The following is a 13526-nucleotide window of genomic DNA, read 5'->3' on the forward strand; positions in this document are numbered from 1 at the left end:
CGTACGATGACCCCGACATTCCCACCCCGATGACGAGGCGATGTAGTGGCCACCGACTGGACCGATAACCGCAAGAACCTGATGCTCTTCGCGGGCCGCTCGCACCCGGAGCTCGCCGAAGAGGTGGCCAAGGAGCTCGACGTCAGCGTCACCGCGCAGACGGCGCGGGACTTCTCCAACGGCGAGATCTTCGTGCGCTTCGACGAGTCGGTCCGCGGCTGCGACGCTTTCGTGCTGCAGTCCTACCCGGCGCCGCTGAACAAGCACCTGATGGAACAGCTCATCATGATCGATGCGCTCAAGCGCGGCAGCGCCAAGCGCATCACCGCGATCCTGCCGTTCTACCCGTACGCCCGCCAGGACAAGAAGCACCGCGGCCGCGAACCGATCTCCGCCCGGCTGGTCGCCGACCTGCTCAAGACCGCCGGCGCCGACCGCATCGTCACCGTCGACCTGCACACCGACCAGATCCAGGGCTTCTTCGACGGCCCCGTCGACCACATGCGGGCGCAGAAGCTGTTGACCGGCTACATCGCCGAGAACTACGCCGACAACGACGTGGTGGTCGTGTCGCCGGACTCCGGCCGGGTGCGCGTCGCCGAGAAGTGGGCGGACGCATTGGGTGGCGTTCCGCTCGCCTTTATTCACAAGACCCGCGACCCGATGGTGCCGAACCAGGTGAAGTCCAACCGCGTGGTCGGCGACGTGCGCGGCAAGACCTGCGTGCTGACCGACGACATGATCGACACCGGCGGCACCATCGCCGGCGCGGTCGCGCTGCTGCACAACGACGGCGCCAAGGACGTGATCATCGCCGCGACGCACGGTCTGCTGTCCGACCCCGCCCGCGAGCGGCTGGAGAACAGCGGCGCCCGCGAGGTGATCGTCACCAACACCCTGCCGATCGGCGAGGACAAGCGCTTCCCGCAGCTGACGGTGCTGTCGATCGCACCGCTGCTCGCCAACACCATCCGCGCGGTGTTCGACAACGGTTCGGTCACCAGCCTTTTCGACGGGGACGCCTGAGTGTCCTCGCAGCGCTCGTGCTGACGGCCAGGGGCGCGCGGCTGGCCCGGCCGGTGGACACCGTCCGAGAGTTGCCGTGACGCTTCGACATTCGGCGGCAGTCCTGGTCGTCGCGCTCGCCGTGGCGGGCTGCGGCACCGACCCGCCGAACTACCAGGCGGTGTGGTCGTCGTCGACGCCCACCACGACGAGTGCACCCAAGCAGCCGATCTCGCTGTGGCTGGAAGACCAGGGCGTCACCGGGGTTCCGATGACACCGGCGATCCTCACCGAGCTCACGGTGACCGTCCCGACCCCGGCCGGCTGGGCGTCGGTGACCGACAACAACATTCCGACCGCCTACACCATCCTGCGCAAGACACCACCACCCCCGCCGGGCACCTACACCCCGCAGGCGCTGCTGATGGTCTTCAAGCTCAACGGCACCTTCGACGTGGCGGAGGCGCTCACCCACGCCGACGCCGACGCCGTGATCTCCGAGCACTTCAAGCGCCTCGACTCCTCGACCGACGACTTCCAAGGGTTTCCGTCGGCGATGATCCAGGGCAGCTACACCGTGCAGGACACCGCGCTGCAGACCTACAACCGCATCGTCATCCCGACCGCGAAGTCCGGCCAGCGCTACCTCGTCCAGCTCACCATCACCACCGCGGCCGACCAGGCGCAGGACGAGGGGCGCGCCATCGACACCATCCTGTCGGGCTTCCGGATCGCGGTCCGCTGAGCGGGTGGCCGATAGGGTTGGCGCCATGAGCCAGTGGACCGCCGCCGATCTGCCCGACCTCTCTGGACGGATCTTCATCGTCACCGGCGCCAACAGCGGGTTGGGCGCCGTCACCGCCCGCGAGCTCGCCCGGGTGGGCGCGCGCGTGGTGCTCGCGGTGCGCAACACCGCCAAGGGCGACGCCGCGGCGGCGCAGATGCCCGGCGAGGTGGAGGTCCGGTCGCTCGACCTGCAGGACCTGGCGTCGGTGCGGCGGTTCGCCGACGGCGTCGAACGGGCCGACGTACTGATCAACAACGCCGGCATCATGGCGACGCCCTACGCCAGGACGAAGGACGGCTTCGAGAGCCAGATCGGCACGAACCACCTGGGCCACTTCGCGCTGAGCCTGCTGCTGCTCCCCAAGCTGTCCGAGCGGGTGGTCACGGTGTCGTCGATGATGCACTACCTCGGCACGATCGACCTCGAAGACCTGAACTGGGAGCGCCGGCGCTACCGCGCCTGGCTGGCCTACGGGCAGTCGAAGCTGGCCAACCTGCTGTTCACCAGCGAACTGCAGCGGCGGCTCACCGCGTCGGGATCGCCGCTGCGGGCCACCGCCTCGCATCCGGGGTACTCGGCGACCAACCTGCAGGGCCACACCGGCAACAAGATCAGCGACGCCGTGATGCGCATCGGCGCCAAGTTCGCCACCGACGCCGACTTCGGGGCCCGCCAGACGCTCTACGCCGCCGTCGCCGACGTGCCCGGCGACAGCTTCATCGGCCCGCGGCTGTCGATGTGGGGTCCCACCGGCTCGGTGCCGCGCAGCCGGGCCGCCCGCGACACCACCACCGCCGCGCGGTTGTGGACGCTGTCCGAGCAGCTCACCGGGGTGACGTCGCCGCTCTGACCCGGCGGCGATTTCCGGTCGGCCGGTCCGCTGCGTTAGCCTGGTCCGGATTTCACGGCGAGGGTGGCTGCCGGCCACCGTTATCGACGGGGACCCACGTTTCACCGCGTGAGCTGTTGCGACCCTGGCCGTGCCACGACCGACAGCAGGAGCGCAATCTCATGGCCACGTCCCCGGGTGACACCACCACGCTGACCGCATCGGTCCGCACCGCCACCGGCAAGGGCGCCTCGCGCCGCGCCCGCCGCCAGGGCAAGATCCCGGCGGTGCTCTACGGCCACGGCAGCGACCCGCAACACCTGGAGCTCGACGCCCACGACTTCGCCGCCGTGCTGCGCCGCTCGGGCACCAACGCGGTGCTGACCCTCGACATCGACGGCACCGAGCAGCTGGCGCTGACCAGGGCGCTCGACATCCACCCGATCCGCCGCAACATCCGGCACGCCGACCTGCTCGTCGTGCGCCGCGGCGAGAAGGTCACCGTCGAGGTGCCGGTCACCGTCGAGGGTGAGGCCGCCTCAGGCAGCCTGGTCACGCAGGAGCTCAACGCCGTCGAGGTCGAGGCCGAGGCGCTGTCGATCCCCGAGGCCATCACCGTGTCCGTGGCCGATGCCGAGCCCGGCACGCAGATCACCGCCGCCCAGCTCGACCTGCCGCGCGGTACGACGCTGGTGAGCGATCCGGAGCTGCTGGTGGTCAACGTGGTCTCCGCCCCCACCGCCGAGGAGCTCGAGAGCGAGGGCGGCGGCGCCTCGCTGGAGGAGCAGGCCGCCGAGGCCGAGGCTCCGCAGTCCGGCGACGCCGCGCCGGCCGACGACGCCGAGTAGTCCGGCGTGGCCGAACCGCTGCTGGTGGTCGGCCTGGGCAATCCCGGCCCGAGGTATGCCACGACGCGGCACAACGTGGGCTTCCTGGTGGCCGACATCCTCGCCGACCGCATGGGCGCCGGGTTCAAGGCGCACAAGAAGTCCGGCGCCGACGCGGCGACGGGCCGGCTCGCGGGCCGTTCGGTGGTGCTGGCGAAACCCCGCACCTACATGAACGAGTCCGGCCGGCACGTCGCCGCGCTGGCGAACTTCTTCTCCGTGTCGCCGGCGGACCTGATCGTCGTGCACGACGAGCTCGACATCGACTTCGGGCGGATCCGGCTGAAACTCGGCGGCGGCGAGGGCGGCCACAACGGTCTGCGCTCGATCTCGTCGGCGCTGGGCACCAAGGACTACCTGCGTGTCCGCGTCGGCATCGGGCGGCCGCCGGGGCGTAAGGACCCCGCGACGTTCGTGCTGGAGAACTTCAGCGCCGCTGAGCGCAAGGAGGTGCCGACCATCTGCGAGCAGGCCGCCGACGCCACCGAGCTGCTGCTGCAACACGGGCTGGAGCCCGCGCAGAACCTGGTGCACGCCTGGCCGTGAGCACGACGGGCGGGCGCGGCGGTCAGTCCGCGGTGCGCCGCGCGTAGGCGGCCAGCGCGACCGGCGCGAACACCGAGGTCAGCAGCACCGACCACAACACCGTCGCCAGCACCGGGTGGTGCAGCGGCAGCGCTGCGTCGGGCGGCGCCGGCGGACCGTTGCCCCGCAGCTCGCGCATGGCCTGGGCGAGCGACGACACCGGGTTCCACTCGGCGATCACCCGCAGCCAGTGCGGCATCGGGGCCGTCGGCACGAAGGTGTTGGCGAGGAACGTGATCGGGAACAGCACCGTGAACATCACGCCGTTGACGGCCTCGACCGAGCGCATCACCGAGCCGACGAGGATCCCGAGCCAGATCAGCCCGAAGCCGAAGACCAGGATGAGCGCGAACGCCAGCACGGCGTCGACGAACCCGTTGCGGATGCGCCACCCGATGGCCAGGCCCGTCAGCGCCATCACGGCGATGCCCAGCGACGAGTGGATGAGGCTTGCGATGCTGCGGCCGATGAGCACCGACGACCGCGAGATCGGCAGCGCCCGGAACCGGTCGACGATGCCTTTCTCGACGTCGTTGGTGAGGCCCGACGCCACCACGAACGCCGAGAACACGATGGTCTGCGCCTGGATGCCGGGCAGCAGGAACTCGCGGTAGGACGGGCCGCCGGTGTTGGTGATCGACGCGCCGAAGACGTAGGAGAACAGCAGCACGAACATGATGGGCTGCGCCGTGACGTCCGACAGCATCTCGGGCATGCGGCGGGTGTGGATGAGGTTGCGGCGCACCATGACCCATGACTGCTGGGCGATGGTGGTGCGGCGGATGGTCGGCCGCTGGCGGGTGGGTGCGGGCTTCGCCGCGACGTCGGTCATGCCGGCTGCTCCTCGGTGTCGGTGCGGTGGCCCGTCAGCGACAGGAACACGTCGTCGAGGCTCGGCCGGGACAGGCCGAAGTCGTCGACGTCGATCCCGCTGTCGCGCAGCCAGCCCGCGACGCGGGTCATGTCCGCCAGCCCGTCGGCGGCGGCGGTCAGCCGGCGGGCGCCGGTGTCGACGAACACCTCGGCGCCGGTGCGGGCGAGCAGGTCGCGCGCCGCGGCGATGTCGTCGGCGCGCGACACCGTGACCACCAGGCTGGCGCTGCCCGCCTGTTCCTTCAGCTGCAGCGGGGTGCCGTGCGCGATGATGCGGCCGCGGTCGATCACGACGATGTCGTCGGCGAGCTGATCGGCCTCCTCCAGGTACTGCGTGGTGAGCAGCAGCGTGGTGCCGTCGGCGACCAGCCCCCGCAGCACGTCCCACAGCTCGATTCGGCTGCGCGGATCGAGGCCCGTGGTGGGTTCGTCGAGGAACAGCACCGGCGGCCGGGCGATCAACCCGACGGCCAGGTCGAGGCGGCGGCGCATGCCGCCCGAATACGACCGGACCGGGCGGTCGGCGGCGTCGGCGATGGCGAACTGCTCGAGCAGCTCGTCGCCGAGGGCGCGGAGTTCCCGCCGGGAGACGCCGTAGAGGCTGCCGATCATCCAGATGTTCTCGCGGCCGGTGAGCAACTCGTCGACCGTCGCCGACTGCCCCGTCAGCCCCATGTTGCGACGGACCATGTCGGGTTGGGTGCGCACGTCGTAGCCGGCGACGCGGGCGGTGCCGCTGGTGGGCACGCTGAGCGTCGTCATCATGCGGACGGTGGTGGTCTTCCCGGCACCGTTGGGTCCGAGCAGGCCGAGCACCGTGCCCGGCGGCACCGCGAAGCTCACCCCGTCGACTGCGCGCTGGTCGCCGAACACCTTGACGAGATCGAGCGCTTCGATCGCGGGGGCCGAAGGAGGCATGGCCCCTAACTTACGGACGGCCACCGACACGGTGCGAGCCATTTTTGGTGACCGCGAGCGTGCGCCGGCGGCACGCTGTCCGCGGCGCGTCGGCGTACAGACACGCACGCTCGCGGAAACGAGCCCCTAGACGACCAGCGAGACCGAGTTGGCGCGGCGGAGCTTGCCCGACGGCGTCTTCGGGATGGTGCCCGGCCCGAGGACCACGACGTTGCGGGGCCGCACGTCGACCTCGGCCACCACCTCGTGGGCCACCTGGTGTTCGATGCGCCGCACCTCCGCCGGGTTCTCCCAGGCGTTCGACTCGACGGCCACCGCGAACGTCTCCCGCGAGTGGCCCGCGTCGAGCCGGACGGCGACGGCGCAGCCCGGCCGCACGCCCTCGACGCGCTGGGCGGCGCGCTCGATGTCGGTCGGGTAGATGTTGCGCCCGGCCATGATGATGACGTCCTTGACGCGGCCGCAGACGACGACGTGGCCGTTCTCCATCAGGTAGCCGAGGTCGCCGGTGTCATACCAACCGTGCTGGTCCTGCGCCGGGACGAAGCCCGCCATCGTGATGTAGCCGGGCGTCACCGGCTCGCCGCGCAGCTGGATCACGCCGACGCCGCGGGCCGGCAGTACGTTCCCGTCGTCGTCGACGACCCGCGCCTCGAGCCCTTCGAGCAGCGGCCCGAGCGAGGCCAGGCGGGTGGTGTTGCCCTTGGTCGACGGCACGGCCCGGCGCAGCGCGGCCAGCAGGTCGGCGTCGACCTCGTCGACCACCAGCCCGGCGCCGCACTCGGAGAACGACACCGCCAGCGTGGTCTCGGCCATGCCGTAGGCCGGCAGGATCGCGTCGGGCCGCAGGCCGAACGGCTTTCCGGCGTCGAGCAGGTCCTCGACGTCGGCGGGGTCGACGGGCTCGGCGCCCGAGAGCGCGAACCGCAGCGTCGACAGGTCGAACTGGCCCGGCTTGGCCTGCTTGCGGAGCCGCTTGGCGAACAGCGCGTAGGCGAAGTTCGGGGCGGCCGTCATGGTGCCCTTGTACTTGTCGATCAGCTTCGCCCACAGCAGCGTGTCGCGCAGGAAGTCCATCGGCGTGATCTTGACCAGCTCGGCGCCGAAGTACATCGGGATCGTCAGGAAGCCGACCATGCCCATGTCGTGGAAGCAGGGCAGCCAGCTCACCATGACGTCGGAGTCGACGTCGTACTGGGCGCCGATGAACATCGCCTCGGCGTTGGAGTAGATGTTGCGGTGGGTGATCTGGACGGCCTTGGGGGACCCGGTGGAACCGGAGGTCAGCTGCATGAGCGCCAGGTCGTCCTCGTCGGTGTCGACGGGATCGATCGGCTCGGCCTCGAGCAGATCGGTGACCTTGAGGACCGTGATGCCCTTCTGCTCCAGCACCGGGATGGCGACCAGGAACGGCTCGCTGACGACGACGGCCTTGGCCTCGATCATGTCCACGACGGTCAGGGTGTCCTCGGCCCACACGGCGAGGTCGGTGCGCGGCGTCGGCTGGTGCAGCATCGTGATGCTCGCACCGCGCATCCACAGCGCCTGGGCGGTGGGGGCGATCTCGACGGGCGCCCCGGCCAGCACGCCGACGGCGTCGCCGCGGCCCACCCCCGCGGCCGCCAGCCCGCCCGCGATGCGGCGGGCCCGCTCGTGCACCTCGCCCCAGGTGTGGCGCACCGGCTCGTACGGCTCGCCGGTCACCATGCCGCGCGTGCTCGTGCGGGCACTGTGGTACATCTTCTCGGTGAATCGGCTCACGACGACCTCCTCGGTGCCCGACTGCGGCTGAGACGCCCGGGTGTCATGCTGCGCTGCCGGATGCCCTCCCGGGCAGAGGCGCGCGTGCACGATTCGGGAGCGGTTTCGTCTCGGTTAGGTGATGGCAGGCCGCCGAGGCCACCGGCGGGCACCGGTCGCGACAGCAGGTTCCTCGTAGTCACCGCGGATCATCTTAAGCTCCTCTTAGAGAGCCGCCAAATGACACGCGAGAATGAGGCCCGGGTCACACCGCGACGCATCAGGAGCGGGCGGGCGTCGGCACCACCCGGGCACCCTGCACCGGCCCGCTGGCGACCCGGACGGTCCGGCACACACCCGCCCCGGAGAGCGCGATCCCGACGTCCACCGCGGCCGACGCCGACGGACACAGGAAGGCGCACGTCGGGCCGGAACCCGACACGATGCCGGCGAGCGCGCCGGCCTCGGCGCCGGCCCGCAGCGTCCGCCGCAGCCCCGGATCCAGGCTGACGGCGGCGGCCTGTAGCTCGTTGCCCAGCAGCGGCGCCAGCTGGGCGGCGTCGCCGCTGGCGAGCGCGGCGAGCAGCGGCCCCGGCTCGTCGAGGCGCGGCGGGTCACCCGTCTCCCGCAGCCGGTCGATCTCGGCGAACACCGCCGGGGTCGACAGGCCGCCGGCGGCGAAGGCCAACACCCAGTGGAAGGTGTTGCGCGCCAGCACCGTCGCGAGGTCCTCGCCCCGCCCGGTGCCCAGCGCGGTGCCGCCGTGCAGCGCGAACGGCACGTCGCTGCCCAGTTCGGCCGCCAGGGCGTGCAGGTCGCGGCGCGGCACGCCGAGCTCCCACAATGTGTTCATCGCGACGAGCACGCCGGCGGCGTCCGCGCTGCCACCGGCCATGCCGCCCGCCACCGGGATGGACTTCTCGATGGTGATGGCCACATCGGGTGCCCGTCCCACGTGGTCGGCGAGCAGCTCGGCGGCCCGCCACGCCAGGTTGCGTCCGTCGACCGGAACCGTGTCCGCGCCCTCGCCGACCACCTCCACCGACAGCAGGTCCGCCGTGCGGACGGTGATCTCGTCGAGCAGCGACACGGCGTGGAAGACGGTGGTCAGCTCGTGGTAACCGTCGTCGCGGACGTCGCCCACCGCGAGATAGAGGTTGACCTTGCCCGGCACCCGCACCGTGACCGAGCCGGTGGCCACCCAATCCACGGCGGTGCTTCCATCGGAGGCAGACACGCCACCGACCCTAGTGCGCCGACCGGCGGCGCCACGAGCGCTCGCGCACGCCTACAGCGTGCGGGCCTGCGACTGCGGCGACGGCTCGCTCGCATCCCCGCCTGGGGTGGCGGGCTGCTGCCCCGGCTGGTACACCCCGGAGCGCTCCAGCAGCCGGACAAAGTCTGCGATGGACAGCGTCTCGCCGCGGCGGGCGGGATCGATGCTCGCCGCCAGCAGGCGTGACGCGGACTCGTTGCCGGAGCCGGCCCACTCGGCGAACGCGTTGCGGGACGTCTTGCGGCGCTGCGCGAACGCGATGTCGATGAGCTCGAAGACCTGCTCGCGGAACGCCGGATCAACCGGCCAGGGCGACGTCGGGTACCGGTCGATGCGCACCAGCCCGGAATAGACCCGCGGGATCGGCCAGAACACGGTGGGCGACACCATCCCGAAGCGTTTGACCGGCCCGTAGAACCGGACCTTTGCGCTCGGCACGCCGTAGTCCTTGCCGCCGGGCTCGGCGGCGAGCCGCTCGGCGACCTCGGCCTGCACCATGACCATCACGACGCGGATGGTCGGGAACTCGGCGAGCACGTGCAGGATCGCGGGCACCGCGATGTTGTACGGCAGGTTGGCGACCACCGCCGTGGGCTGCTTCTCGAGGTCGTCGCGCCCGAGCGTGAGGATGTCGCGATTGAGGACCGAGAGCCGGTGGATCTCGCTGTGCGAGTGCTCCGCGATGGTCGTGGGCAGCCGGCGCGCGAGCACCGGATCGATCTCCACGGCCGTGACGTTTGCTCCGCGATCGAGGAGCCCGAGCGTCAGCGAACCGAGCCCGGGGCCGACTTCGAGGACGTGGTCTGATTTGGTGACGCCCGACGCGGACACGATCCGGCGCACGGTGTTTCCGTCGTGCACGAAGTTCTGGCCCAGCGCCTTCCGCGGCCGGAAGTCCAGATCCTTGGCAAGGTGCCGTATCTCGGTACGCCCGAGTAGCCGTATGGTCACCTAGCCCCCCAATCTCGCGCTACACGTCGGCCAGGCGCCCCAACCCTGGCGTGCCCGGGTCACCTCAGCAATCGCGATCTGCTCCTCTCTGGTAGCAAGATCCGCACGTGCAGCATACCTCAGGCCACCGTTTCGCTCCCAGGTGTTCTGATCGAATTGGACGCCGCCGTAAAATCCGTTGCCGGTGTCGACAGCCCAATTGCCACCGGCTTCGCACGCCGCGAGCGCATCCCACGTCTCGCCGTTGCTCACCGGAGGCACCTCCGTGCCCGGTTTCGCGCCGACCCTCAGCACAGATTCGCGCGCCGGGACGACGACTCGGTGAGCAACGGGCAACCGGCCCGTCGGGACGCCGTTGACGACCGCCACGGAGTAGGTGACGTCCTGCACGCCGGGGGTGCCGGGATCCTCGAGCACCTGGCGGCTCATGTTCATCGTGACGTCCTCGATGCGGCGCGCCGCCGGGGGCAGCGGCACGCCGTACTCGGTGACCTTCTCCACGCGGATCCGGGTGACGACGATGGACATGCCCTCGACGACCGGGGCGTTGCGCGGCGGCGTGACTTTGTCGGCCTGCTGCAGCGGCGCACCCGCAGCGGCCAGCAACTGCTCGACGGTCGGCGCGGCGAGTCGCTGCTCGGTGACGACGCCGCCGTCGTCGATGCGAACGTTCTTCGGGCTGACGACCGGCAGGGCCATGCCCTCCAACGGCAGCCGGCTGCCGCGCGACGCGACCGCCGGGGCGGCGTCGGGCATCGACAGCTGGTCGAGGGCCTCGTCGACGGTCGAGGCAGTGGTCCACAGCTGCTGGGCGCCCTGGCCGTCCATCGACACCTCGACCGGCCGGCTGCGGCGCAGCACGATGGTGTCGGCCTGGCTCACCGCGGTGTCACCGGCCGGATAGAGGTCGTCGCGCTCGCCGACGGTGAAGCCGTACTCCGAGACGACGTCGATCACCCGGGACTTCATCGTGGTGACGGTCATCGACGTGCCGTCGACGTCGAGGGTGACGGTCTTCTGGGAGGCCACCGCATAACCACCGGCAGCGGTCAGCGCCACGAGCAGGGCGGCGAGCAGGTTGCGGAGCAGCGGCGAACGGGAGCGGTGGAGCTTCGTCAGAGCATTCAAGAGGCGTTGTTCCCGGCTGGGTGAGACAGACGCGCCCACACGGGGGCGCAGAGGGGTCACAGCACGGTAACGAACGGCCCGGTGGGATACAACTCAGGCCTCGATGCCGTAGACCCGCCGCGCCGTCGCCGCGGAGTCGGCCGCCAGCTCGTGCGGATCGCGGCCGGTGACCTCGGCGAGCGCCCGGACGGTGAAGGGCAGGCAGTAGGGCTCGTTGGGTGCGCCGCGGTAGGGATGCGGCGTGAGGAACGGCGCGTCGGTCTCCACCAGGAGCTGCCCGGGCGGGATCAGCCGGGCGGCCTCCCGCAGGGCGCCGGCGTTCCGGAAGCTCACCGTGCCCGACAGGCTCAGCAGCCAGCCGGCGTCCAGGCAGGTGCGGGCCATCGCGGCGTCGGAGGAAAAGCAGTGGAAGATCACCGCGTCCGGCGCGCCCTCGGCCCGCAGCACGTCGAGCACGTCGTCGTCGCCGTCGCGGTTGTGGATCATCAGCGGCTTGCCGACGCGCTTGGCGAGCTCGATGTGCCAGGCGAACGCCTCCCGCTGGGTGGCCGGGTCGGCGCAACCGTCGAGCTTGCCGGGCCAGTACCGGTCGATGCCGGTCTCGCCGACGGCGACCACCCGCGGGTGCCCGGCCAGCGCTTCGATCTCGGCGCGCGCGTCGGAAGTCAGCGCGCCCGCCCGGGTGGGGTGCAGCGCCACCGCGGCCCAGACCCGCTCGTCCCACCCGGCGGCCTCGACCACCCAGCGCGCCGAAGCGAGGTCGTCGGCGATGGTGACGACGGCCTCGACGCCCACGGCCGCCGCGCGGTCGACGATCGCGCGGACGTCGTCGGCAGCGGCGGCACCGCACGCGTCGAGATGGGTGTGCGCGTCGACCAGCGGTGCCAGCGGCTCCGGCAGCGGCGGCCTCTCGCGCGTCTTAGCCATGGCGCACACCCTAAGCTCGACTGCTGATGGAGCCCTTCTACGTCACGACGGCCATCGCCTACCCGAACGGCGATCCGCACGTCGGCCACGCCTACGAGTACATCGCCACCGACGCGATCGCCCGCTTCAAGCGGCTCGACGGGTTCGACGTGCGATTCCTCACCGGCACCGACGAGCACGGCCTGAAGATGGTGCAGACGGCGGCTGCCCTGGGCGTGGAGACCGCCGACCTGGCCCGGCAGAACTCCGATGTGTTCCAGCGGCTGCAGGAGACGCTGAACATCTCCTTCGACCGGTTCATCCGCACCACCGACGCCGACCATTTCGCGGCGTCGGAGGCGATCTGGCGGCGGATGGCCGACGCCGGCGACATCTACCTGGACAATTACGCGGGCTGGTATTCGGTGCGCGACGAGCGGTTCTTCACCGAGGGCGAGCTCACCGTCGCGCCCGACGGCAGCCGCCTTGCCACCGAGACCGGCAATCCCGTCACCTGGACCGAGGAGCAGACCTACTTCTTCCGGCTCTCGGCGTACGCCGAGCGGCTGTTGGCCCACTACGAGGCCCATCCGGAGTTCATCGGCCCCGACGTGCGCCGCAACGAGGTGGTCAGCTTCGTCTCGGGCGGTTTGCGCGACCTGTCGATCTCGCGGACCTCGTTCGACTGGGGCGTGCCGGTGCCCGACCATCCCGACCATGTCATGTACGTGTGGGTCGACGCGCTGACGAACTATCTGACCGGCGTGGGCTATCCAAACACGGCGGCGGAGCCGTTCCGGCGGTATTGGCCGGCCGACCTGCACATGATCGGCAAGGACATCATCCGGTTCCACACCGTGTACTGGCCGGCGTTCCTGATGTCGGCGGGCATCGAGCTGCCGCGGCGGGTGTTCGCCCACGGCTTCGTGCTGAACCGCGGCGAGAAGATGAGCAAGTCGATCGGCAACGTCGTCGACCCGGTGAACCTCGCCACCACCTTCGGTGTGGACCAGCTGCGCTACTTCCTGCTGCGCGAGGTGCCGTTCGGCCAGGACGGCAGCTACAGCGAAGAGGCGATCATCGGCCGGATCAACACCGACCTCGCCAACGAGCTCGGCAACCTCGCCCAGCGCTCGCTGTCGATGGTGGCCAAGAATCTCGGCGGCGCGGTGCCCACCCCCGGTGAGCTGACCGCCGACGACGAGGCGCTGCTCGCCGAAGCCGACGCGCTGCTGCCGCGGGTGCGCGAGTGCTTCGACCAGCAGCAGATGCACCTGGCGCTGGAGGCGATCTGGCTGGTGCTCGGGTCGGCGAACCGGTACTTCTCCGCCCAGGAGCCGTGGCAGGTCCGCAAGACCGACGAAGCCCGGTTCGCGACGATCCTGTTCACCACGCTGGAGGTGGTGCGCATCGCGACGCTGCTCGCTCAGCCGGTGATGCCGCAGTCGACCGCCCGGCTGCTGGACCTGCTCGGTGTTGCGGCCGACCAGCGCAGCTTCGCCGCGGTCGGCGCCCGCGTCGTTCCAGGCACCGCCCTGCCGCCGCCGACCGGAGTGTTCCCGCGCTTCCAGGCGCAGTGACGCTCGTCACGTCGTGTCACACTTCCCGCCGTGGCGGTGTCTGGAGGTCAGCGGCTCGACG

At 70.8% G+C, this 13526-nt stretch carries 13 protein-coding genes; 6 read left to right on the plus strand and 7 right to left on the minus strand.

Annotated features, from left to right (window positions below; genetic code table 11):
* Nucleotides 1-45: 45 nt before the first annotated feature.
* From LV457_RS01315 to pth, 5 genes are all read left to right on the plus strand, one after another.
* The gene (locus LV457_RS01315; RefSeq protein WP_232168552.1) at nt 46-1026 is read left to right on the plus strand and encodes a ribose-phosphate diphosphokinase; all 981 of its coding nucleotides are present in this window, start codon (nt 46-48) and stop codon (nt 1024-1026) included.
* Between the two features lie 76 nt (nt 1027-1102).
* Complete coding sequence (locus tag LV457_RS01320; RefSeq protein ID WP_232168553.1) at nt 1103-1750, plus strand: LpqN/LpqT family lipoprotein; 648 nt, start codon at nt 1103-1105, stop codon at nt 1748-1750.
* A gap of 25 nt (nt 1751-1775) precedes the next feature.
* The gene (locus LV457_RS01325; RefSeq protein ID WP_232168554.1) at nt 1776-2642 is read left to right on the plus strand and encodes an oxidoreductase; all 867 of its coding nucleotides are present in this window, start codon (nt 1776-1778) and stop codon (nt 2640-2642) included.
* Nucleotides 2643-2803: 161 nt separating this feature from the next.
* Nucleotides 2804-3469, plus strand: a complete 666-nt coding sequence (locus LV457_RS01330; protein ID WP_232168555.1) for a 50S ribosomal protein L25/general stress protein Ctc — start codon at nt 2804-2806, stop codon at nt 3467-3469.
* Between the two features lie 6 nt (nt 3470-3475).
* A complete protein-coding gene (gene pth, locus LV457_RS01335) occupies nt 3476-4054 on the plus strand; it encodes an aminoacyl-tRNA hydrolase (RefSeq protein ID WP_232168556.1) in 579 nt (192 codons plus the stop codon).
* A 22-nt stretch (nt 4055-4076) separates the two neighbouring features.
* Here the strand turns inward: pth and LV457_RS01340 are convergent, their stop codons facing one another.
* From LV457_RS01340 to LV457_RS01370, 7 genes are all read right to left on the minus strand, one after another.
* Entirely contained in the window at nt 4077-4925 is an 849-nt protein-coding gene (locus LV457_RS01340) for an ABC transporter permease (RefSeq protein ID WP_232168558.1), read from the minus strand.
* Nucleotides 4922-5884, minus strand: a complete 963-nt coding sequence (locus LV457_RS01345; RefSeq protein WP_232168559.1) for an ATP-binding cassette domain-containing protein — start codon at nt 5882-5884, stop codon at nt 4922-4924. Before LV457_RS01345 ends, LV457_RS01340 begins: the two co-directional genes overlap by 4 nt.
* A 126-nt stretch (nt 5885-6010) precedes the next feature.
* The gene (locus tag LV457_RS01350) at nt 6011-7645 is read right to left on the minus strand and encodes a fatty acyl-AMP ligase (protein WP_232168560.1); all 1635 of its coding nucleotides are present in this window, start codon (nt 7643-7645) and stop codon (nt 6011-6013) included.
* Between the two features lie 259 nt (nt 7646-7904).
* A complete protein-coding gene (locus LV457_RS01355; RefSeq protein ID WP_232168561.1) occupies nt 7905-8861 on the minus strand; it encodes a 4-(cytidine 5'-diphospho)-2-C-methyl-D-erythritol kinase in 957 nt (318 codons plus the stop codon).
* Nucleotides 8862-8912: 51 nt separating this feature from the next.
* On the minus strand, nt 8913-9851 hold the full coding sequence (rsmA, locus tag LV457_RS01360) for a 16S rRNA (adenine(1518)-N(6)/adenine(1519)-N(6))-dimethyltransferase RsmA (RefSeq protein ID WP_374198689.1): 939 nt from the start codon (nt 9849-9851) through the stop codon (nt 8913-8915).
* On the minus strand, nt 9852-10979 hold the full coding sequence (locus LV457_RS01365) for a resuscitation-promoting factor (RefSeq protein WP_232168562.1): 1128 nt from the start codon (nt 10977-10979) through the stop codon (nt 9852-9854).
* A gap of 93 nt (nt 10980-11072) precedes the next feature.
* A complete protein-coding gene (locus LV457_RS01370) occupies nt 11073-11906 on the minus strand; it encodes a TatD family hydrolase (RefSeq protein WP_232168563.1) in 834 nt (277 codons plus the stop codon).
* Between the two features lie 26 nt (nt 11907-11932).
* On the opposite strand from LV457_RS01370, the gene metG reads away from it, so the two are divergent.
* Nucleotides 11933-13465 carry a methionine--tRNA ligase gene (metG, locus tag LV457_RS01375; RefSeq protein WP_232168564.1) on the plus strand — a complete coding sequence of 511 codons (1533 nt, stop codon included), beginning with the start codon at nt 11933-11935 and terminating at the stop codon, nt 13463-13465.
* Nucleotides 13466-13526: the final 61 nt, after the last annotated feature.

Source organism: Mycobacterium sp. MYCO198283 (assembly GCF_021213805.1).
Lineage (GTDB): Bacteria > Actinomycetota > Actinomycetes > Mycobacteriales > Mycobacteriaceae > Mycobacterium.

Excerpts from the sequence above, each read along its gene's own strand:
- metG (WP_232168564.1), top strand. The coding sequence starts at position 11,933 with ATGGAGCCCTTCTACGTCACGACGGCCATCGCCTACCCGAACGGCGAT.
- LV457_RS01325 (WP_232168554.1), top strand. The coding sequence starts at position 1,776 with ATGAGCCAGTGGACCGCCGCCGATCTGCCCGACCTCTCTGGACGGATC.
- LV457_RS01345 (WP_232168559.1), bottom strand. The coding sequence starts at position 5,884 with ATGCCTCCTTCGGCCCCCGCGATCGAAGCGCTCGATCTCGTCAAGGTG.
- LV457_RS01340 (WP_232168558.1), bottom strand. The coding sequence starts at position 4,925 with ATGACCGACGTCGCGGCGAAGCCCGCACCCACCCGCCAGCGGCCGACC.
- LV457_RS01370 (WP_232168563.1), bottom strand. The coding sequence starts at position 11,906 with ATGGCTAAGACGCGCGAGAGGCCGCCGCTGCCGGAGCCGCTGGCACCG.
- LV457_RS01330 (WP_232168555.1), top strand. The coding sequence starts at position 2,804 with ATGGCCACGTCCCCGGGTGACACCACCACGCTGACCGCATCGGTCCGC.